The sequence below is a fragment of the Pseudoalteromonas sp. S3178 genome (assembly GCF_005886985.1).
Lineage (GTDB): Bacteria > Pseudomonadota > Gammaproteobacteria > Enterobacterales > Alteromonadaceae > Pseudoalteromonas > Pseudoalteromonas carrageenovora.
The window spans coordinates 1-22781 of the sequence record NZ_PNCW01000061.1 but is presented as its reverse complement, the minus strand read 5'-3'; the positions used below and the strand labels follow the sequence as shown (position 1 = coordinate 22781).

Annotated in this window: 13 protein-coding genes; 8 read left to right on the top strand and 5 right to left on the bottom strand. The window is 41.7% G+C overall.

Translation table 11 applies throughout. From position 1 onward, the window contains the following. Positions 1-7089 (bottom strand): Ig-like domain-containing protein (locus CWC11_RS16060; protein ID WP_171038437.1); only part of this gene is annotated, 7089 nt, incomplete at its 3' end. Positions 7090-7326: 237 nt separating this feature from the next. On the opposite strand from CWC11_RS16060, the gene CWC11_RS16055 reads away from it, so the two are divergent. The 4 genes from CWC11_RS16055 to CWC11_RS16040 all read left to right on the top strand — a co-directional run bounded on the left by CWC11_RS16055 (position 7327) and on the right by CWC11_RS16040 (position 13618). Then, on the top strand, positions 7327-9306 hold the full coding sequence (locus CWC11_RS16055) for a TolC family outer membrane protein (protein ID WP_138683514.1): 1980 nt from the start codon (positions 7327-7329) through the stop codon (positions 9304-9306). A gap of 143 nt (positions 9307-9449) precedes the next feature. After that, positions 9450-11588, top strand: a complete 2139-nt coding sequence (locus CWC11_RS16050; RefSeq protein ID WP_138683513.1) for a type I secretion system permease/ATPase — start codon at positions 9450-9452, stop codon at positions 11586-11588. After that, a complete protein-coding gene (locus tag CWC11_RS16045; RefSeq protein ID WP_138683512.1) occupies positions 11585-13006 on the top strand; it encodes an HlyD family type I secretion periplasmic adaptor subunit in 1422 nt (473 codons plus the stop codon). The genes CWC11_RS16050 and CWC11_RS16045 overlap by 4 nt, the downstream gene beginning before the upstream one ends. Positions 13007-13030: 24 nt before the next feature. Further along, positions 13031-13618, top strand: coding sequence for a response regulator transcription factor (locus tag CWC11_RS16040; protein WP_138683511.1), 588 nt, complete (start codon positions 13031-13033; stop codon positions 13616-13618). 3 nt (positions 13619-13621) lie between these two features. Here the strand turns inward: CWC11_RS16040 and CWC11_RS16035 are convergent, their stop codons facing one another. From CWC11_RS16035 to CWC11_RS16025, 3 genes are all read right to left on the bottom strand, one after another. After that, positions 13622-15583, bottom strand: coding sequence for a bifunctional diguanylate cyclase/phosphodiesterase (locus CWC11_RS16035; RefSeq protein ID WP_138683510.1), 1962 nt, complete (start codon positions 15581-15583; stop codon positions 13622-13624). Further along, positions 15583-16290 carry a transglutaminase-like cysteine peptidase gene (locus CWC11_RS16030; RefSeq protein ID WP_138683509.1) on the bottom strand — a complete coding sequence of 236 codons (708 nt, stop codon included), beginning with the start codon at positions 16288-16290 and terminating at the stop codon, positions 15583-15585. The genes CWC11_RS16035 and CWC11_RS16030 overlap by 1 nt, the downstream gene beginning before the upstream one ends. Before the next feature lie 135 nt (positions 16291-16425). Beyond that, positions 16426-16884, bottom strand: a complete 459-nt coding sequence (locus CWC11_RS16025; RefSeq protein WP_104643134.1) for an LPP20 family lipoprotein — start codon at positions 16882-16884, stop codon at positions 16426-16428. A 141-nt stretch (positions 16885-17025) separates the two neighbouring features. Here CWC11_RS16025 and CWC11_RS16020 point away from each other — a divergent pair, with 141 nt between their 5' ends. Next, positions 17026-18219, top strand: coding sequence for a flagellar assembly protein FlgT (locus CWC11_RS16020; RefSeq protein ID WP_138683508.1), 1194 nt, complete (start codon positions 17026-17028; stop codon positions 18217-18219). Positions 18220-18224: 5 nt separating this feature from the next. Here the strand turns inward: CWC11_RS16020 and CWC11_RS16015 are convergent, their stop codons facing one another. Next, positions 18225-19127 (bottom strand): LysR substrate-binding domain-containing protein, encoded by a 903-nt coding sequence (locus CWC11_RS16015; protein WP_138683507.1) that lies wholly within the window; start codon positions 19125-19127, stop codon positions 18225-18227. A gap of 109 nt (positions 19128-19236) precedes the next feature. Here CWC11_RS16015 and CWC11_RS16010 point away from each other — a divergent pair, with 109 nt between their 5' ends. From CWC11_RS16010 to CWC11_RS16000, 3 genes are all read left to right on the top strand, one after another. Further along, entirely contained in the window at positions 19237-19965 is a 729-nt protein-coding gene (locus CWC11_RS16010; RefSeq protein WP_138683506.1) for a glutathione peroxidase, read from the top strand. Positions 19966-20046: 81 nt separating this feature from the next. After that, the gene (locus tag CWC11_RS16005; RefSeq protein WP_138683505.1) at positions 20047-21495 is read left to right on the top strand and encodes a dihydrolipoyl dehydrogenase; all 1449 of its coding nucleotides are present in this window, start codon (positions 20047-20049) and stop codon (positions 21493-21495) included. A gap of 315 nt (positions 21496-21810) precedes the next feature. Then, positions 21811-22743: a DHH family phosphoesterase gene (locus CWC11_RS16000; protein WP_138683504.1), complete on the top strand. Its 933-nt coding sequence runs from the start codon at positions 21811-21813 to the stop codon at positions 22741-22743. Positions 22744-22781: the final 38 nt, after the last annotated feature.

Genomic DNA, 22781 nt, shown 5'->3' with positions numbered 1-22781 from the left:
TGGTGCATCACTGGTGCCTGTCACTGTGGGTGTGCTGTCGTTGGTGAGTACTGGCGCATCAACACTTACACTTGGCGCGGTGGTATCAATGTTACCGCTGCCAGTAATATCGGTGATGTTACCTGCGACATCGCTAATACTTGCTTCGATGCTGTACGGCCCTTCAGCCAATGCAGTCGGTACTTCCACAGAGAAGTTGCCATCAGCATCAACCGTGGTGGTAAAGGTTTGTGTATTGCCTTGATCGTCCACAACCGTGAAGTTAATAACGGTGCCTTCAACCGCATCACTTGTTCCATTGAGTGTCGGGGTGATGTCATTACTAGAGCCTGGGCTGGTTAACTCAAGCGTTGGTGCAATGGTATCTATTTCACCAGTGCCTGTGGCCGTGGTGTCGTTGCCTGCCACATCTTCAATACTCGCGCTAATAGTGTATGCACCTTCTGCAAGTGCTACCGGTACAGGGATTGACCACGTACCATTAGCAAGTACGGTGGCGCTCATTGTTTGCGCTGTACCGTTGCTGTCGGTGACAACAATAGTGACTTCACTGCCTTGTGGCGCATCGCTTGTGCCTGCAATCGTTGGCGTGGTGTCGTTGCCTACACCGTTGTCGGTAATAACAAGGCTCGGGCCAGTAAGGTCTATCTGCCCAGTCTCGGTGGCGCTGCCGATATTACCTAGGCCATCGTCTACCTCTGCGGTGACAGTATATTCGCCTTCGGCTAAATCAGCTGGGGCATCAACGCTCCATACGCCACCGATGACGGTTGTATCAACAGTCGTAATATTCCCTGCACTGTCTTCAAACGTTAAGCTGATGGTAGTGCCATCTGCTGCATCGCTTGTACCATTAATGGTTGGCGTGGTGTCGTTGGTATCAACCAAGGCATTAATGCTAATGCTTGGTGCAGTGGTGTTGAGTGTTGCGGTTTCACTTAATGTAGTGGTATTACCTGCGCTATCGCTCACGCTGGCTTCAATGATGAGCTCACCATCAGTCAGTGCGTTCGGTACATCTGCTGACCAGCTACCATCGGCTTGCACTGTCGCGGTGAACGTTTCTGTATTCTCTGCATCCGTGACGTTAATCGTTATAACCGTGCCTGCTGGCGCGTTCGATGTCCCGCTAATTGTTGGCGTGCTGTCGTTGGTTGCGCCCACGGTATCCAGTGTCAATGTCGGTGCTAAGGTATCAAGGGTGCCTGATTGAACGGCGCCGCCGGTATTGCCTGCCGCATCGGTAATGCTGGCTTGCACACTGTAGCTGCCCTCAGGTAATTCAGGGCTAGTCGCTTGCCAGTTGCCGTTGGCATCGACCGTGGCGGTAATGGGTGTTTCATCGCCATTACTGTCGGTGATGACAATGTTTACAACGGTGCCTTCAGGCTCTGTTGAGGTACCACTAATAACTGGCGTGCTGTCGTTGCCAAGGCCCAGTGCATCCACGCTCACAATCGGGGTGATGGTATCTACATTACCGCTGCTGTTTGCGGTGGTGTCATTGCCTGCGGCGTCGGTAATACTGGCGGTGACAGTAAAGTCACCTTGTGCAAGCGCACCTGGAATTTCAATGTCCCAGTGGCCATCACTGCCAACAGTGGTGGTAATGGTTTGTACAGCGCCGTTGCTGTCGGTGACGGTGAGTGTGACCGTGCCGCCAATTTCGTTACTGGTGCCTTGCAAGGTCGGTGTTAGGTCGTTTACATCGCCCACGGTTTGCATGGTTAATGTGGGTGCTTGCGTGTCTAACGTAATTGTATCTGTAACTGTTGTTGTATTACCGGCTTCATCAGACACACTTACTTCTATGGTGTTATCACCTTCATTTAAATCTGTTTGCGGCGTTACTTCCCAGTTACCATTTGCATCTACTGTGGTGGTAAGTGTTTGTTCTACCCCATTTTCATCTGTAATAACAACCGTGATACTGGTACCAACGTCTGCATCACTAGTACCTGAAATAGTAGGCGTTGAGTCGTTGGTTACAGCTTCAAAGTCAACGGTTAAGCTCGGTCCTGATGTATCTATGTTACCGGTAGCCGTAGTTGAAGCGCTATTTCCTGCAGCATCAGACACTTCAGCTTCTACAGAGTAATCTCCCGAGGCCAGCTCTTGAGAAAGCTCAACACTCCAATTACCTTCGGCATCTGTTGTTGCGCTAAATGAGCGGACAACTCCTTGAGAGTCAGTAACTGTTAAATTTATAACTGTGCCTAATACTACGCCTGTTGTGTTACCAGAAATAACCGGTGTTGTATCATTACTTGTTTCTAGTTCATTTACTTGTATGGTTGGAGGCGTAATATCAATTACAGCATCAAGCTCTGCATTTGCGCTTCCACCGCCTAGGTCTGTTACTGTTGCACTAATTAAAATGGTGCCCTCAGCCAAATCGGCAGGCGGAGTAACGCTCCATAGCCCGTTTTCATCAACAGTTGTGATTAAAGTAATTACTGCACCCGCTGAGTCAGTGATCTGAACTTCAACCGACGAGCCGGCTTGTGCATTAAAAGTATCACCATTTATTTGAGGTGTTTGGTCGTTAGTTTCACCAATAACATCAATAGTAATAGTCAACGCGCTTGTATCAATTGTACCTGAAGCATTTGCAGTGCCTTCATTACCAGCGCTATCACTAATACTTGCATCTACAGAGTAGCTCCCTTCAGCTAAAGCCACAGGCACTTCAACTGTCCAACTTCCATCTGCAATTACTTGTGCCGTAATAGTTTGAACAGCACCATTAGCATCAGTCACAGTTAAAGTAATAATTGAACCAGCAGGCTCACCGCTAACCGTACCTGAAATAGTAGGTGTTGTATCACTCGTATCACCTAACGCGTTAATAGTTACTATTGGCGCCGTGGTATCAACTTCGCCGGTTGTGGTTGCTGTGGTTTCATTACCCGCAGTATCGGTAACCGATACCTCAACAGTAAATTCGCCTTCACTTAATTCATTGGGTACATCCACACTAAAGGTGCCATCCGCTTGTACTTCAGTGGTAATAGTTTGTAGGTTACCAGCATCATCAGTAACCGTAATTGTAACAACTGTGCCTTCTGGCTCGCCCGTTGCAGTGCCTGAAATTGTAGGCGTGGTGTCGTTAGTATCACCAACAGGATCAATTATCACTGATGGCGCAGCCGTATCCACTTCGCCGGTCATGGTTGCGGTAGTTTCATTACCCGCAGTATCGGTAACCGATACTTCAACCGTAAATTCGCCTTCGCTTAATGCATTAGGCACATCCACACTAAAAGTGCCATCGGCTTGCACTTCGGTAGTAATAATTTGTGGGTTACCCGCTTCATCAGTCACGGTAATTGTAACAACGGTGCCCTCTGGCTCACCCGTTGCGGTGCCTGAAATTGTAGGTGTGGTGTCGTTAGTATCGCCTACAGGGTCGATTATCACTGATGGCGCAGCCGTATCCACTTCGCCGGTCGTGGTTGCTGTGGTTTCATTGCCAGCAGTATCGGTAACCGATACTTCAACGGTGAATTCGCCTTCACTTAATTCATTGGGTACATCCACACTAAAGGTGCCATCAGCTTGTACTTCAGTGGTAATGGTTTGTGGGTTACCCGCTTCATCAGTAACCGTAATGGTAACAACGGTGCCTTCTGGCTCACCTGTTGCGGTGCCTGAAATTGTAGGCGTTGTATCGTTAGTATCGCCAACAGGTTCAACAGTAACCGTTGGTGCGGCAGTATCAATAATGCCTGTAGTTGAAGCCGATGCTTCATTACCTGCTGAGTCAGTTGCCGTGGCTGTAATAGTAAACTCACCTTCAGCAATTGCATCCGTTGCGCCTACTAGCCAAGAGCCATCTTGTGCAACAACTGCAGTTAATGTTTGTGAATCGCCGTTTGAATCTGTCACTAATACGGCGATCAAACTTCCTGGCTCAACATCGCTTGTTGTGCCACTAAAGCTAGGTGTAGTGTCGTTAGAATCTGTAAATGGATTTACACTGATTGTTGGAGCCGTAAGGTCAATATTGCCTGCTTGAGAATCTTGTGCGGTATTACCCGCGCTATCACTCACATTTGCGACAACAGTAAACTCACCTTCAGCCAGCGCTTGTGGCACATCAATACTCCATGTGCCATCGCCATTTATTGCAGTTACAAACTGTTGTTCCGCACCTGCACTATCGGTAACAGTAACAGTCACTACACTGCCAGCAGATAACCCTTGGGTTGAACCTGAAATAGCAGGCGTTGTATCGCTGCTATCGCCTAAAGTATCTATGGTGACGCTAGGCGGTGTTAAATCAACGGTGCCTGTAACAGTTGCAGTACTGCTATTACCCGCTTCATCACTCACGCTTGCAGTTACTGTAAAATCGCCTTCACTAAGCTCGTTTACAATATCGGCGCTATAGCTACCATCAGCATTAGTCACCGCGGTAATTGTTTGTTGATTACCGTTACTATCGGTAATTACCAGTGTTATTTCTGTACCTTGTGGTACATCCACTACACTGCCGGTAACGCTTGGTGTTGTATCGTTTGTATCTTCAATAGGATTAATAGTAATTGCAGGATCTGTTAAATCTATTTCGCCAACTTCGCTTGCAGAAGCCGTATTACCAGCCGCGTCAGTAACCGTTGCAACCACAGTAAACTGGCCTTCCACCAGCTCATCAGTGGCTTCTATTGACCAACTACCGTCTGCATTAGTTGTTACTTGTACGGTTTCTGTTGCGCCATCGCTGCCTGTAAAGGTAACGGTAACTACCGCCCCGGCATCTACATCTTGTGTAGAGCCACTAATTGTTGGTGTGGTATCGTTTGTATCAATTATAAAGTTAATACTTACTGTTAAATCTACATTACCTACTGTACTTGCTTGCGCTTCATTACCTGAGTCGTCAATTACCGCAGCAACAACGGTAAAATCACCTTCTGGTAGCGGCTGCGTAACTTGCGCAGTCCACGAGCCATCGTCTTGAGTTACCGCTAATAGAGTAAATGTGCTGCCATCACTTGCTGTAATGGTTAGTGTAATGGTGGTCCCTGCAGGTACGTTGCCAGTATTACCACTTAAAAATGGCGTGGTATCGTTTGTATCTGCAATCGAGTTAATTTGAATTGAAATAGGCGCAAAGGTCACTTCACCACTTGTTTGTGCTGATGCTTCGTTACCAGCAGGATCGCTAACCGTAGCAGTAACATTAAAGTCGCCGCCAGGAATTGCGCTTGGTGATTCAACACTCCATGTGCCATCGGCTTCAAGTGTTGTGGTTAATGTTTGTAAATTACCGTCACTGTCTGTTACTAAAACAGTGATTACTGAACCCTCTGGCGCACCATCAACACGCCCAACAAAAGTTGGAGTAGCATCGTTAGTATCAGCAATTGCTGTAACCGTGATTTCAGGGCTTGTTAGGTCAACTAAACCTTGTTCAATAGCTTGCGCTTGGTTACCCGCATTGTCTGTAACCGTTGCGTTTACATCAAACTCACCTTGCGCTAAAGGAGTCGATACGCTGACAGACCAACTACCGTCATCATTAGTTTGTGTTAAAAGCGTTTGGGTTTGACCATTAATATCAGTAATAACAACCGTAATTACTGAGCCTGCTGGCACATCTTGAGCAGAACCTGTAATTACAGGCGTTGTATCTTGTGTATCTGCAATGGCATTAATTTCAACAATAGGTGCGGTTAAATCTATAATACCAGCATCACTTGCTAGTGCCTGATTCCCTACACTATCACTTACTTGCGCATCTACCGTAAAATCGCCCTCAGGTAATGCAGTTCCAACATCCACCGACCAGCTACCGTCTTCAGCGGTAACAGCAGTTAAAAGCTGTACGTCTCCTACGCTGTTAGTAACCGTTATTGTTACCTCTGTGCCTTGTGGTACGCCACTGGTTGTACCGATTAGTGGAGGCGTTGCATTATTCGTCTCTCCAGCAACCGTTACACTAATTTCAGGCGCTGTTAGGTCAACACTTGCAATAGCTTGGTCTATCGCTTGGTTACCAGCGGCATCTACTGCTACAGCATTAACACTAAACTCGCCCTCTGCTAAAGGCGACGTGGTTGTAATACTCCAATTACCTTGCGCATCAACTTGTGTAATAACAGTTTGCTGTGTACCTGTGCTATCTGTAAGCGTTACAGATACATTATCACCGGTATTTAAACCCGCAACAGAGCCTGTTACCGTAACCGTTTGCGATGCAGAGTCCGCAACTGGGTCAATATTAATAACAGGTGCTGTGGTATCAATTTCAATAGAAATAGCATCGTTAAACGCATTACCATCAGGGTCTACTGCCTCAACAACAACATCAACTGGGCCATCAGCTATTGGGTTTGGAAGCGTAATTTCAAATGTGCCATCTGGACCAATAACTGCAGTGACAACTTGCGAGTTACCATCTTCATCTGTCACCGTAATATTAACGGTCTCGCCGATAAGGTTTTCACTAGTACCGCTAATAGTAGGTTGAGATGAGTTGGTTATACCCAACTCGTTTAGCGATATAGACGCGGTGCTATCATCTGGTACTACCCCGTCTGATGTGTCACGTAAGTTAAATGCCTCTGCAGTACTTTGATCAAGTGATGAGTCAAACGCCACACTGTTTGGGTCAACATTTTCAGATATACGGGTAAGTTGCACAAACGAGCTACCACCGCCAGAACCAGCAGCGCCACCGCCACCAGCGGCTGTTGCTTCTAAGTTATCTAAAATATCACCATCACCCTCTAGGGCATCTAAAAAGTCAGTTACATCCGAATTAGCCGCGGTTGTAGAATCTTGATCAGTGCCTAAGTCTAAACTTGCAATGGCCTCATCTAAACTTTCATCAAAAATAGTTGTTTCACTTGAGTCTCTGGCTTCTTTTGCTAATAAGTCTGGGGTTATTTTTACCTTTTGATTTGCAGGAATAGAAAGTGTTTCACCTTGTACATCAATTTGTAGCGAAGACTTAACAGCCGTAACCACTAAATCTCCCACATTAATAAAATCACCTACGTTTAAAGCCCTAATTGAGCCATCTTCTAAAACTACACCGGCAGAGCCCTGAATATCGGTTACTAATAATTGATTTGCTTCCATTTGGGTACCCTCAAACTTTTTAAATTACGTTCTAATAACTTAAAGATAGAACACAAAATCAATCTAGGTACTGGACTCAAGTACAGGTTTTGAAGATAAATCCCAAAATAAAATAATCAACAAAAAAGTGGTAGAAAACTTATTTTATGCTACCCGAAATGATTATTTGCAAAATTGATATTCCTTTACTAAATATTGAAGGGAGTATTTTCAGTCTTAAGGATCTAAGAGGAAGAAATGATTACAAAAAACACTTTTAAAAAGCATCATGGAAATATTTTAATTGGGCTAGCCGTAGCCACGGCCGCTCTGTCTAGTTACGCGCAAGCTAAAAACGAATCAGCTATGCCCCTAACCTATGTTTCTAGTAAAGCCATAGAGAATAATCCTGAAGTTCAAGAAGCGTGGCATGCATTTAAATCTTCTATTTATGGAGTCGATGCTGCACGTTCTGGTTATTTGCCAAGTGTTGACGTATCTGCCAGCGCAGGTTACGAAAGAAGAAATTATGGAGTTGAAGAAGAATACAATCGAAACACAGCAGAGCTAAGTGTTACTCAAATGCTTTACGATGGGTTCAGAACATCTAATACCGTTGATCGCTTTAAGCGTATTCAGCTTATTCGCTATTTTGAGCTTATAACGCAAACAGAGCAAACAGCGCTTGAAGCCTCAATAGCATTACTTGATGTACAAAAATTTAAAGAGCTAGTTCAGCTTGCTGAAGCTAATCTACAAGAGCATGAATCGGTATACCAACAAATAGAACAAAGTGTAAGCGCAGGCGTAGCAAGGGCTGCCGATTTAGAGCAAATTAGTGGGCGTTTGTCGCTTGCGCAATCGAATGTACTTACAGAGTATGCAAATTTACATGACGTAAGTGCACGTTATTTACGAGTAGTAGGTGAGCTTCCGTTACAAGAAATTAAACAAGCAGATCTGAATGAAGATAATATCCCTATTTCAGTCAATCAAGCGCTTAGCATAGCATATAAAAACAGTCCTACCTTTTATGCGTCTTTGTATAATATAGAAGCGCAAAAAGCGAATGCCGAAGCGCAAAAAGCCGCGTTTCACCCTAATGTAGATTTATCTGCCCGTTATGGCAGCCAAGATAGAGATGAGCTTGGCCAAAACGAAACCAGAACAGAAGCCCGTGTAGGCATAGACATAAGCTACAACTTATATAATGGTGGGCTTGATAGCGCCAACCTAGAACAAGCTTACCAAGATATAAACATTGCTAAATACCAACGAGATCAAGCATGTATTGATATTCGCCAAAGCTTACAAATTGCATACCATAATGTAACTATACTTGAGCAGAAACTACCCGCATTAGATCAGCACCGAGCATCTTCAACTAAAGTAAAAATAGCTTACAAAGACCAGTTTGATATAGGTCAGCGTACTCTACTAGACGTACTTGATGCAGAAAATGAGTCATTTCAGTCAACTCGTTCATACATAGTTGCGCTTTACGATCGTCAGTCGGCTATTTTAACTATGCTTAAAGAAATGGGGAAACTTCTACCTGCGCTTAACGTAATGTCAGATCAATATCCATCTATAGAAGATTTGACCGACGACCCTATTGTTCACGATGCACAAAATATTTGCCCAACCTACGACGTAGCCACAACTTTTAGCCGTAAAGCCTTTTTGCAAAAAAAGGCCAAGCAAGATAACGCCTATATGAGTGTAACGGCAATGCCACGCTATCTTGATATTCCACTAGAGACAAATACTGCATCGAGTGGAGAGTTTTTAGATGACGACGGTGACGGTGTGCCAAACGAGCAAGATACCTGCCCAAGTACACCTTTGAGTACAAACGTTGATTTATCAGGTTGTACCCTGTACACGCAGGCAACTAACTCTGTGGATATCGGTATTCCATTTTCAGCAGATTCAAGTTCAGTTCGCTCTGAGTATGTACAAGAGGTTGAAAGGCTTGCTGAATTTTTAAAACAAAACCCAAATAAAAAGGTAGAGATTCAAGGTCATGCATCTTTAGATGGCGATAAAATTTATAACCGAAAACTCTCTGAACAACGTGCTTTTGCCGTAGCGCAAATGTTAATTGAGCAATTTGGTATAGAGCCTAACCGCGTTAAGTCATTGGGTTATGGCATTGATCAACCACGTGTAAACGAAATATCAGTAAGGGCTAATGCACAAAACAGACGTATTGAAGCCGTTATTACTGATAGTTAATACCAACCAGTTTAAACACAAAGGCAATTAGCGTTATGTAAATAACCTAAACTTTATCTAAAAGCTTGAGTAAAAGCCTTTTATGTAGGGTTTAGGTTAAGTAGTAACAACCGCTTGTAGTTCTTCATAACATTGGATGGTTTATGGAATTAAATGATGTACTTGATCACGGTGGCAAATTAGTCGACTGCTTAGCAGTGCTATGTCGCCACCATGATAAAGATTTTTCAAGAGAAGCCCTTTTAAATGGCTTACCGCTTAGCGATGGGAACCTTACTCCTTCAGGGTTTGCACGCGCAGCTAAACGTATTGGTTTTAAATCAAAAGTAGTTAATAAGCCACTACAAAAAATAAATACAGCACTACTGCCTGCCATTTTAATTTTAAAAGATAACCAAGCATGTGTTGTTACTAAAATCGATTTTACTAAAAACCGCGTAAGCGTTATTTACCCAGAGCTAACTGAATCTGTTATTGAGCAAAGCGTTGAAGAACTAACACAAACAAGCGCTGATATTGTTATTTATGCTCAACCCGAATTTGCATTTGACGAACGCACGCCGGTACTCGAAAAACTATCAAAAGATGGATGGTTTTGGGGCGTAATAAAAGAGTGTCGATCACTTTATAAAGACGTGATTATTTCTGCCATTGCGCTTGGCGTGCTTTCTGTTGCTATGCCTTTATTTGTAATGAACGTGTATGACCGCGTTGTGCCAAACCATGCCACCGAAACTCTTTGGGTACTTGCGATAGGAATTTTAATAGCCTTAACCGCTGACTTTGCGCTTAGGTTAGTACGCGGCTACTTTGTAGAGCTGGCTGCAAGCAGAATTGACGTAAAAGTATCAGCGGTGATCATGGAGCGAGTTTTAGGCATGAAGCTTGAAAATCGCCCATCTTCAGCGGGGTCTTTTGCAAGTAACATACAATCTTTTGAAGCGGTAAGAAACTTTTTTAGTTCTATTACGCTTGTAGCCTTAGTAGACCTCCCCTTTGTTGTTTTATATCTGATTGTTATAGCAATTATTGGCGTCCCTCTGAGCCTTCCTATCATTGCAGGCGCGCTTATATTACTTACCTATGCTATAGCGGCGCACCGTAAACTTGAAGCACTTTCAGAGCAAACAATGAAAGCAAGCTCAATGCGAAACGCAGTATTAGTAGAAAGCCTAACAAATATAGAAGATGTAAAAAGCTTTCACTCTGAATGTAAAACGCAATCTACATGGGAAAAATCTACTATATACATTGCCCAAGTAAATGCACATAGCCGACTCGTTTCAAGCTCCATATCAAATACAGCATCATGGATACAGCAATGCGTAGGCGTAATAATAATGATAATAGGCGTACACCTCGTTATTGAAGGTGAGCTAACTCAAGGCGGGTTAATCGCAGCCTATCTATTATCGTCTCGTGCTATGGGCCCAATCGGTCAGTCGGCCGCTGTTTTAGCGCAGTATCATCATGCCGCAATAGCAATGCAATCACTGAACGAAATCATGGAAAAAGAGGTCGAGCGTCCACCGGGTAAGCATTGGTTAAGCCACCCTATTTTAAAGGGCGATATAGAATTTAAAGATGTATGTTTTAAATACTCTGACGAATCACACAATGCGCTTAACGGTGTTAGTTTTAAAATTAAAGCTGGTGAAAAAGTCGCCATTTTAGGGCGTAATGGCTCAGGTAAAAGTACATTAGAAAAGCTTATTTTAGGACTATACGACCCCTGTTCAGGATCAATTTTGATGGACAATAATGATATACATCAAATTGACCCAGCTGAGCTTCGTCATAATATCGGCTACCTACCACAAAACGTTGCTCTGTTTTATGGCACTTTGAAAGACAACCTCACCATGAGTGCTTGGCACGCTAAAGACGAGCAAATTATTGAAGCCTGTGAGCGAAGCCAATTATTTGACTTAATTAATTCGCACCCAGACGGATTTGATTTACAAGTAGGTGAGCAAGGTCGTCAATTATCAGGTGGGCAGCGCCAAGCTGTAGGTATGGCAAGAGCCATAATTAATGACCCTCCAATACTATTACTAGATGAGCCAACCTCATCACTAGATCATAATAGTGAAAGTAAAATTATTAACAATTTAAAGGGTTATTCTAAAGAAAAAACCTTAATCGTGGTGACTCACCGCTCATCATTACTTGAGCTTGTTGACCGTATTATAGTTTTAGATAACGGCAAAGTAGTTGCCGACGGTCCTAAGCAAAAAGTAATTGCTGCATTAAATAATAAAACAGTGGAGCAAGCATCATGAGTGATGACAAAAAGCCACTAGAACAACGCTCTTTCGAATCAGTAAGTAGAGCTATCGAATCAAGAAAGCAAGGTAAGCCATCGGTATTCAACAAATTATTTAGTGGATGGCTCTCTCCGCCAAATACACAAGACTGGGTAGTGGATGCCCAATGGGAAAAAATGCAGCAAGAGCCCGCCAGTGCAAGGTTACTGCTTTATTTAATTTGCGTTGCATTTATAAGCCTTATTGTATGGGCTGGATTTGCTAATTTAGATGAAGTCGCACGTGGAGAAGGGCGAGTTATCCCCTCTAATAAATTACAGTTGGTTCAATCCTACGATGGCGGCATGGTAGAAAAAATAAATGTACGTGAAGGCCAAATAGTTAATGAAGGCGATGTACTTATTAAAATTGACCCTACTCGTTTTATTTCTAGCTTTAGAGAAAATCAATCAAAAGTGCAGTCACTTACTGCGAAGGTTGCACGCTTAAAAGCATTAACTAAAAAAGAAGAACTTATTTTCCCTGACGGTTTAGCTCAAGACGTACCTGAAGCCGTTATACATGAGCAATCTATTTACTTAAGTAATCGACAAGAGCTTGAGCAACAAGTGGCAATACATAAGCGTCAGCTTGAACAACGTCGACAAGATCATATTGAGGCTAAAGCGGCGCTACAGCAACATACCAACGCATTAAGGCTCACCAATAGAGAACTCCAGGTTACTCGCCCACTACTGCGAACAGGTGCAGTATCTGATATCGATATTATTAGATTAGAGCGAGAAATAGTCGATATTACTGGCGAAGTAAACCGGACCAAAGCAGTTATAAACCGAAGTCTTTCGGCAATTAATGAAGCTAAGAATAAGGTTACCGAAGTTGAGCTTGCGATGATAAACCGCTGGAACAATGAGTTATCTGAGGCACTACTTCGCTTAGAGTCGATTAAAGAAACGGAATCTGGCCTTGCAGATAAAGTCACTCAAACTGAAATTCGCTCGCCTGTAAAAGGCACAGTACAACGCTTATTAGTAAATACGGTAGGCGGTATTTTACAACCAGGTAGTGACGTTATGGAAATAGTGCCACTGGATGACCAACTAGTTGTAGAGGCAAAAATTCCACCAAAAGACATTGCTTTTTTACGCCCTGGGCAGCCAGCTATGATCAAATTTAGCGCCTACGACTTTGCTGTGTACGGTGGCCTAGAGGCAGAAGTATTACACATCAGCGCAGACACCATAACAGACGATAGAGAAAATACGTTTTACTTGGTGCAATTAAAAACCACCAAAAATAACTTTTCTAAAGAACTAACTATTATCCCAGGGATGACCACTCAAGTAGACATTATTACCGGTAAAAAAACCGTACTTGAGTATCTTTTAAAACCTGTTCTTAGAGCAACATCACAAGCAATGACAGAGCGTTAAAGCATTTACATAAATGGAGAAATAATGCGTCAAAGTATTTTTATTACACAACCTGAGTTTGAGTCGAAACACTGGCACACAGCGTTTCCAGGTTGTGTAATATGCACAAAAGAACCTAACAGAATAACAGCATCCAATGTTATTTGGATTTTAGCTGGCACCTCTAATTGGCTCGAACTTGTTAAAAAATATTCGCAACAGCGTTTACTCGTTATAGTAATGACCAACGAGCTTGAAATTAACGAACTCAGAGCAGCCTTAGAGGCTGGCGCAAGAGGTTATGTAGAGGCATTAGCAGCTAAGGTGATTATTGAACAAGTACTAGAAACAGCCTGCTCAGGAGGTATTTGGCTGCCAGGTCAATTGCTGTCAAACCTAGTTGGTGCTTTATCACAAACTCAGTTTAACTATACGCATTCATGCAACCTTGACTCGCTCACCAAACGAGAGCGCCAAGTAGTTGATATTGTGGTTACAGGCGCCACCAACAAACAAGCCGCAGAGTCATTAAACATTACAGAGCGAACTATCAAGGAGCATATGAGCTCTATATTTAACAAGCTAAAAGTACGCGACCGAATTCAATTAATGTTAGTCGTAAAAGGGCATTAACTTTTACGACTCTTTAATAACTCCATCAAAGCCAAGATTAATAAGGGTGTCTAAATCATCTTGGCTAGTAACACCCTGAGCTACCACCTTAATACCAATAGAATGTGCGAGTGTACACACACCACGTAAAAAGGTTTGATTGTCTTGGCTGTAGCTAATGTTGTGACCATACACACTGTCTATTTTAATCATTTCCAAGCCAAACTCTTGAATTTTCTTAATTTTGGTAAACTCAGGCCCTACCCGTTTTAAGGCTACTTTTGCACCCATACACCTAACTTGCTCACAAAAGTCTTTAAATATTTCGATTTCGCTAACCGCAATACTTTCACGAATATCAAAGCAAATTTTTGAAGCTAACTCAGGAAATGCCGATAAGTAAGTTAATATAGAAGCAATAGCCGTATCATCTAATAAAGTTTGCGCCGAAAGCTCAACTGAAATAAGTTCGTTTGGCGGCTCAACATTATATTCACTAACTAACTGTTTAATTAACCCCCAATCTAAGCGTGCTAATAGCTTTAAACGGTTAGCCCATTGGTAGTAATAACTTGCGCGGTACAGTTGCCCACCAAGCTCTAGGCTTAGCCCTAGCTGATTTTGCATTAACTGCCCTGTAAAGCTCATTACTGGGAGGGAGTTTATTTCGAGTGTCTGGTTATCTAAAGCAGACTCTATTGCACTTTGCCAACTTGTGGCGTCATCAAATAACTCGCTTTTTTGTTTACTATCGACTTCTTTAGCACGAACAGCCACCTGCTTGGTATTACCCGATTTTAATAACTCATCAACACGCTTTAAAACATCAAACCTCGAATCCTCTTTTAGTATGTATGTACAGCTATGAGGAATTGCTAACTTAACGCTTTTATATTCTTCAATAAAAGCCTGATGCATAGTTTTAACTCTTTCACTTAATTGCTCTATGTCGTCTATATCACTAAATAAAACCGTAAAATCATTATGAGAGATACGCGCAATGTAGTTTTCAGAAAAATGCTCTTGGTTTAGCTCTAAAAACCCAATTAGCATATCTGAAAAACGGCGCAAAAAATTAACCATTTCGACCCGGCTAATTTGCTCACTAATTTGATCTAAGTTTACAATTCTAAATAAAAATAAAGCACCATGCGCATGATCTTTCGACTTTTGTAAATGCGCCTCAAGCGTAGCGCCAAAATATTCACGATTAGCCAAACCGGTTAATTCGTCATGCTGCGACTTAAACCTAAGCTCTTCTAAGCGCTTACTGTCTTCTCTAATAATACGGCTAAAACGAGTTGATAACTGATTCATTGACTGTACTAGTCGAGCAAACTCAAATGTGCGCGGCACCTTAGATTTAATAAAGCGTTTTTCTCCAAACGCATTTGCCTGATAAACCACATCATCTAATGGTTTTAATATTCTACTTAAAAAGTAAGCACTAACTATACAAGCAAAAAAAGCGACTATTAAAAAGCTAAAAAACAGCTTAAGTGCACTTTCCCATAGGGCTTGCTCTGCGTACTGACTATGGCTTTCTATAAATAACGTACCAAACTGTTGCCACCCATTATTTACTTGCCCTACCCCTGGCTGCACATTTAACCCATATATTGATTTAAACCAGTTTGGCGCAGACGCTTCAAGCTCATCAGTAAAAGTGCGTTTAATTATTACCTCACCATTAGGGTCTTGAAGTTCAATGCGTTTGTAGTGCCCAGTATCAAACGTGGCAGATACCAATAACTCAAGCTCTACGGGGTCTTTGTCTAGCTGGCTAATCATTAACGCAAGCGAACTTGCGTTATCTACATTTTTTAAATACAACTGAGTAGAAAAGTAACTTTTAGCCGAATTAGTGCTAATTAAAACACTGCTAACAAACCCAACAAAAATAACAATTAGCAATGCAATCCAAAGCTCTTGTCGAAGCGTAATTTTGCGCTTTTTAAAATAGTTAGATAAGGAAAATGATGCCATTACCACATAACTCCTTCATTGGTTGTCTGCTCCAAAATTTTACGCCAGCGAGAAAGCCTTGCTGTTGGGCTAGCGACACTTTTGGTTGAATTATTAGCCCATAAACCTTGGCTGTTAAAGCTAAAAACAGGGCTTAAATCTACACGTTTTGCAGCAGGTAAAACCTTTGTAATTAAACTGTCTAAAATAAGTGGTTGAGCGTTAGGTGTAGCAAAATAACCAAGCACCATGTGTGCTTGAGTTTTGTTTGAACCCGCTAGCTTCGCTTTTACGTAAATAAGCCTTAACTTATCGTCGCTCACACCTAATGCTCTTAAACTAATGTATTTTGCAATTGCGTAGTCTTCGCAATCTCCCAAGCCTCGGCCTAATGTTTCTAATGGGGTGGCCCAATAATCGTTTTGTTTCCAAAGTAATATATCGGTTTGATAACGTAAGTTACGTGCAAAAAAGTCGTTTACTATAAGTATTTGTTGTTGCTCTGGCTTATTTTGTGTTTGTACCAACATACTTTGCCAGCTACGGGCAACAGCTACTCGCGCAGGGCCATACTTTTGCCCCATAAGCTCAATAAACGTATTAAATTGAATACTCAGGCGGCTTGCAAAAACACCACTAGAAAGTAAAAAAAACAGCAATAGGTAGCGCAAATTGGCTTTGCACCATGTAAAAAACGTGGGACGAATATGAATTGGCTTAAGCGCCATTTATACTACTTGTGGCAATAAAATACATCGGTTGAGCACTACGCAGTCTGTTTAAAAATTAATCCTAACAACAGCATAGCACTCAATATAAGAGGATGAGATATTTTGTAAGAGTTTTTTAATAGCGGTCGTAATTTAGTAGTAAGTTACCTTTTTAACCTCACGAGGTTTTACTTCGCCTATGTACAAATCATGTACGCGCTTCATATTAAGCTCAAGCTCTGTAATGTAGGTATCATCTACAGCGTAGGTTTTAATTATTTGAGCGCCTTTAATAATACCTTGCACTTGGCTTTGTAAATAATCATCTTGTGCAATTGAGCCTTCCACCGTGGTGCCAGCGGTAATTTTTTGCCCGTACACCTGCTCGGTAAGTTCACGGTACGCTTCAAGCTTTGACGCTTTAATTGCCATTAACTGTTTTTGCGATAAATTAGCACCACTTTGCAAACTTATAGGCGCATAGCCTACTGCTTTTAAAACAGGATAATTATTTGGCTCTACGTATTTGTACTCAACATGTTTATCAAAAATACTGCTACAGCCACTTAAGCTTAAACACCCAAGTGTAATTAATAATGAAATTACTCGCATAGCACATCGCCCTTAAAAAACTAATTACAGCAATCTATGCACGTTTAATGCCATTTATAAGCTAAACAACGCGTTAAAATAACATTGGTACAGTCCTTGCTCTAAACACCTTACTAGCTAAAGTTTAATTGGAGTAAGAGTATGAAGTCGTTTTTATCATTGGCATTTGCAGGCTTAAGTGCAACTGCTTTATTAACGTTTTCGGCTTTTACTAAAGCACAGTGGTATGAATCTACAGGCCATGCACAAATTCAAAATGGCGATGTAGCAGCGGCTAAATCAGCGGCTATTAAAGATGCCATAACTCAAGCTCTTGTATTCTCAGGAGCACGTGTAAGTTCAGTGCAAACCTTGGTAGATGGCGTTTTAATGCAAGATCAGCTTAAAATTAGCAGCCATGGAGAAATTCAAAAAATAGAGCTAGTAAGCGAAGACCGCCACAGCAGTAAATTTGCAATTACCCTACGTTTAGATATTTTTGCTCAAGCACAGCAATGTCCACAAAATAGCTTTAATAAATTTATAGCGGTCACTCAAAGCCGCCTTGTGCATCGCGAGCATGCCATGATGGGTCAAATATTTGACGTAAATAAAGCAATTAGCAAAAATATATTTACCGCACTGCAAAAATCAAAAATGAGTGCTATTCCTATCGCTTATTATAATAACGCGATTAGTGTAGATAAATATTTTTCGCAGCAGCACGACTACTCAAATGCGCAACTAGAAGAAATAGCATCACGAAGTAACGCTCAATATGTATTGCTTAGCCAAATAACAGATTTATCAACCAGTGATAAACTAAATAACGATTACGCATTTTGGCAAGATGAAGCTTATCAACGAGGTTACAACATTGAGTTTGTATTATTTGATGGCACAACATACGAACAACTTTGGCAAAATAGCTATTACTCTAAAGCTATTTGGCCATTTGAAAAAACGACAATTATTGACGTGAACTCTGATAGGTTTTGGCAATCACCTTACGGGCAAAGCATAACCGAACTAAATCAGTCGGTAAGTTACGATATTCAAGCAGCTATGGCGTGTTTGCCAACTCAAGGCAAAATAATGCACATGGAGAATAGCAAAATAGTGATTAACCTAGGTAAAGCGCACGGGCTTAAAAAAGGCCAGATGCTAAGCATTGCACATCATAACTACTTAACCGACGCCCAAGGTAATACCATGCCCCACACTATTACAACACTTAACACCATTCGTGTAGAGCAGCTTTATCAGCAAAGCGCAATTGCAATTAGCATCGACGACAAGCCGTTACCAGGTGTGCAAATTAATGATGTGGTAGAAATAATCAGCCAAGATCTTTAAATAACTTAATTAAGCTTTTTACTCAATTTAGCTTTTAAATTTGGGTGCTTAGTTAGCCACTCACCTAATTGCTCAACACCCGACAAGTGCGGGTAATGCTTTCTACATGCAAACACTACATTACGTTGTTGATTAGGAAATATTGGCAAGTAATCAATCCCTATACGCTGTGTACAAGCAAGTTTAGGTACAAATGTAATACCATCATCCATAGCCACTAACGCCAATAACGTTTCAAGGCTATTGCCCTGATACTGATTAGATACATCAACCCCAGCCGAAAAACAAAACTTTTGGGCTTGATCTTTAAAGCAATGGCCATCACTTAACATTAGTAGGCTGTAATTTTGTAGATCACTTAGAGCCACTTTTTTATGTTTAGATAACGCGTTATCGTGAGAAACAGCGACTAAAAAATCTTCTTTATACAAATTAATCGTATGGTAATTTTTAAGTTCCGGTACGTCGGCCAGTATTGCGAAGTCGAGTTCACCGTTATCAAGCGCATCTAAAATTGTTGCCGTTTGCATTTCAGTAAACGCAAATTGACTGTCTTTAAAGGCTTCTTTCATTGAAGTAAGTAAAGCTGGCAGCAGGTATGGGGCAATGGTCGGAATAATACCGATAGTAATTTTGCCCTGTAGAGGCTCATTTGAGGTCGCTGCAAGCTCTTTTAGGATTTGTGTTTGCTCTAAAATAGTTTCTATTTGTGTCAACAAACGTTCACCTTTAGCTGTTAACGTTACTTGCTTTGTTGAACGGTCAAACAATACTACACCTAGCTCCTGCTCAAGTTTTTTAACTTGTCCGCTTAATGTAGGCTGGCTAACAAAGCAAGCATCTGCCGCTTTGCGAAAATGCTTGTAGTGCGCTATTGCTTTAACGTATTCAAAATCTTTTAAGTTCATATTCATCTACACCTGATAGGTTATGCCTATTAGTTTAATACAAACAAACGATTGGAACTATATTTATTTATTCGCCATAATGGCTCCAACAAATCAAGAGGAACAAACTATGTTAAAGAATATTGAAGGTCAAACAATCCCAAACGTTACATTTGCAACTCGTCAAAACGACGAATGGAAATCGGTAACTACAGATGAAATTTTTAAAGGTAAAACAGTTGTCGTATTTTCACTACCAGGTGCATTTACACCAACATGTTCATCAACGCATTTACCGCGCTACAACGAGTTAGCTGGCGTACTTAAGCAAAACGGCGTTGACGAAATTGTATGTTTATCAGTTAACGATACCTTTGTAATGAATGCATGGGCTGAGCACCAAGAAGCGCAAAACATTACATTATTACCAGATGGCAACGGCGAATTTACTGACGGCATGGGCATGTTAGTAGACAAGAACGACCTAGGTTTTGGTAAGCGCAGCTGGAGATACTCTATGCTGGTTAAAGATGGCGTAATTGACAAAATGTTCATCGAACCAGATTTACCAGGTGACCCGTTTGAAGTATCTGATGCAGACACAATGCTTGACTACATCAACCCAAAACAAGCAAAACCTGAGCCTGTAACAGTATTTACTAAACCTGGTTGCCCTTTCTGTAAAAAAGCAAAAGAGCTTCTTACTGAAAAAGGCTACGCATTTGAAGAAGTTGTAATGGGTGCAGGCGCAACATTAACTAGCCTTAAAGCAATCACTGGCCGTGATACTGTTCCACAAATATTTATTGGTGGACAACACATTGGCGGCTCAGACGATTTAGAAAAATTCTTTGCTTAATTAATAAGTAAATAAAAAAACCTAATATAAGTAGGTAAAAATAGGGGCATACACGCCCCTATTTATTAGAGGAAAAACGCTATGAAAGAATTGCAAACCGATGTTGTTGTTATAGGTGCTGGTACTGCAGGTTTAAGTGCATACCGTAACGCTAAACAGTTCACACAAAACGTATTAATGATTGAATCAGGCCCATATGGCACAACATGCGCACGTGTTGGTTGTATGCCAAGTAAATTATTAATTGCCGCAGCTGAGGCCGCTCACTCAATTGAAATGGCACCAGCATTTGGTGTACACAGCTCAAAACCTGAAATTGATGGCAAAGCAGTAATGGCGCGTGTTAAAAGTGAACGAGATCGCTTTGCAGGATTTGTAGTAGAAGCCGTAGATGAACTACCAGATGTTGATAAAATTCGTGGTTACGCTAAGTTTCTAGACGCCAACCGCGTACAAATAGACGACGATACAATTATTACAGCAAAACGCTTTGTAATTGCCACAGGCTCTCGCCCTTCATACCCTGGTGTATTTAATAATTTTGGCGACAAACTTATTATTAACGATGATGTATTTGATTGGGACGACCTACCAGAATCAGTCGCCGTATTTGGCCCAGGCGTAATAGGCCTTGAAATTGGCCAAGCGCTTAGCCGACTAGGCGTAAACGTAAAACTATTTGGTGTAGGCGGCGCAATTGGCCCACTTACAGACCCAGTAATAAGAGACTACGCAAACACTGTTTTTGCAGAAGAATTTTTTGTAGATACCGACTCAAACGTATCTGACATGATGCAAGTGGGTGATAAGGCCCAACTAACTTACACTGACAAACAAGGTGCTAAGCATACAGAACAATTTGACTACGTACTTGCAGCCACAGGCCGAGTACCCAATGTAGATAAATTAGGCCTAGAGAACACAGGCATAGAGCTTGATGATCGCGGTGTGCCGCATGCCGATCCGCATACAATGCAATGTGGTGACTCAAACATATTTATCGCTGGCGATGCCAGTAACATGATCCCGTTGCTACATGAGGCATCAGACCAAGGCGCTATCGCTGGTCAAAATGCAGGACGCTTCCCAGATGTACGTATCGGGCTGCGCAGAGCTAAAATTGCTGCTGTATTTAGCGACCCGCAAATAGCGATGGTTGGCGAAAGCTACAAGCAAATTACAGAACGCCTAGGTGAATGTGGTTGTTTTGAAGTAGGCGAAGTAAGCTTTGAAAACCAAGGCCGCAGCCGAGTAATGCTAAAAAATAAAGGCCACATGCGCGTTTATGCAGAGCAAGGTACAGGCTTATTTTTAGGCGCAGAATTTATTGGCCCCCAAGCCGAACATATAGCCCACTTACTTGCATGGGCTGTGCAAAATAAAATGACCGTACCGGAAATGTTAGATATGCCATTTTACCACCCAGTAATAGAAGAAGGCTTACGTACCGCACTGCGTGATTTAAACGCCAAACTAAAATTTGGCCCAGATATTATTAATAGCTGTATGGAATGTGGCCCAGGCGCTTAACGTTTATATAGTAAAAAACAAATACATACTTGCTAACAAAAAGCCAAAACATCTGTTTTGGCTTTTTTATGTGTTTTTTTAAGCTAATACCAATTGTGTTAAATTATGCGTTATTTATAGCGACAGATAAATAGAGTAAAAACAAGGCATAAATTTCGATATGTAGTTGTTCTACCTGAGAAATTTATAACGCCTTTAGCGCTTTATTTAGAACGCTAGAATAACTAAATATTTAATTCGATTGGTATAATCTCTCAAAAAATATATTTGCTGTTACACTCAATTGATTACTCAATTAAAAAAGATGGAACAGCCATGCCCAATAATAAATTTAGACTAGTCACCCGCAGCGATTTTGACGGCTTAGTATGCGCCGTTCTGTTAAAAGACTTAGACCTAATTGACGACATCTTATTTGTGCACCCAAAAGATATGCAAGATGGAAAAATAGACATAACAGCAAACGACATCACCACTAACCTGCCCTACGTTGAAGGTTGCCATATTGCATTTGACCACCACTTAAGCGAAACAGTACGTAACGCAAGCGACATAAAAAACCACATAATTGATCCAGAAGCCCCCTCTGCTGCGCGAGTTGTTTACGATTATTACGGCGGCGCTGAAAAGTTTCCAAACATCAGCATTGATATGATGGACGCAGTAGATAAAGGCGATGCCGCACAGTTTTCAAAAGACGAAATACTCAACCCAACCGATTGGGTATTAATGAACTTTATAATGGATGCACGCACAGGCCTTGGCCGCTTCCGTGAATTTAAAATTTCAAATTATCAATTAATGATGAAACTCATTGATGCCTGTAAAGATCAAAGCATAGAAGAAATCCTACAAATGGAAGACGTAGCCGAACGTGTTGCGCTGTATAACGAGCATAACGAAAAAGCAAAAGCACAAATAACACAGTGTGCAACGGTACATAAAAACCTAGTGGTATTAGATTTAACACAAGAAGAAACCATATACGCCACCAACCGCTTTGTAATTTACGCCATGGACCCCGATTGCAATATATCGATTCACAAAATGTGGGGCCTTAAAAAACAAAACGTAGTGTTTGCCATAGGTAAATCAATCACCAACCGCAGCTCAAACACCAACGTTGGCGAACTATGCCTTAAATATGGCGGTGGCGGCCATTTAAATGCAGGTACTTGCCAAGTAGAAACTAGCAAAGCCGAAGCAGTGCTTGTTGAGCTGATAGATAAGATTACGAGTGATGGTTAAGGGCTAGCTATCAGCTATCTGATCTGACCCTGATAAAG

Coding starts and splice junctions, on each gene's coding strand:
- CWC11_RS16055 (WP_138683514.1), top strand. CDS start 7,327: ATGATTACAAAAAACACTTTTAAAAAGCATCATGGAAATATTTTAATT.
- CWC11_RS16050 (WP_138683513.1), top strand. CDS start 9,450: ATGGAATTAAATGATGTACTTGATCACGGTGGCAAATTAGTCGACTGC.
- CWC11_RS16045 (WP_138683512.1), top strand. CDS start 11,585: ATGAGTGATGACAAAAAGCCACTAGAACAACGCTCTTTCGAATCAGTA.
- CWC11_RS16040 (WP_138683511.1), top strand. CDS start 13,031: ATGCGTCAAAGTATTTTTATTACACAACCTGAGTTTGAGTCGAAACAC.
- CWC11_RS16035 (WP_138683510.1), bottom strand. CDS start 15,583: ATGGCATCATTTTCCTTATCTAACTATTTTAAAAAGCGCAAAATTACG.
- CWC11_RS16030 (WP_138683509.1), bottom strand. CDS start 16,290: ATGGCGCTTAAGCCAATTCATATTCGTCCCACGTTTTTTACATGGTGC.
- CWC11_RS16025 (WP_104643134.1), bottom strand. CDS start 16,884: ATGCGAGTAATTTCATTATTAATTACACTTGGGTGTTTAAGCTTAAGT.
- CWC11_RS16020 (WP_138683508.1), top strand. CDS start 17,026: ATGAAGTCGTTTTTATCATTGGCATTTGCAGGCTTAAGTGCAACTGCT.
- CWC11_RS16015 (WP_138683507.1), bottom strand. CDS start 19,127: ATGAACTTAAAAGATTTTGAATACGTTAAAGCAATAGCGCACTACAAG.
- CWC11_RS16010 (WP_138683506.1), top strand. CDS start 19,237: ATGTTAAAGAATATTGAAGGTCAAACAATCCCAAACGTTACATTTGCA.
- CWC11_RS16005 (WP_138683505.1), top strand. CDS start 20,047: ATGAAAGAATTGCAAACCGATGTTGTTGTTATAGGTGCTGGTACTGCA.
- CWC11_RS16000 (WP_138683504.1), top strand. CDS start 21,811: ATGCCCAATAATAAATTTAGACTAGTCACCCGCAGCGATTTTGACGGC.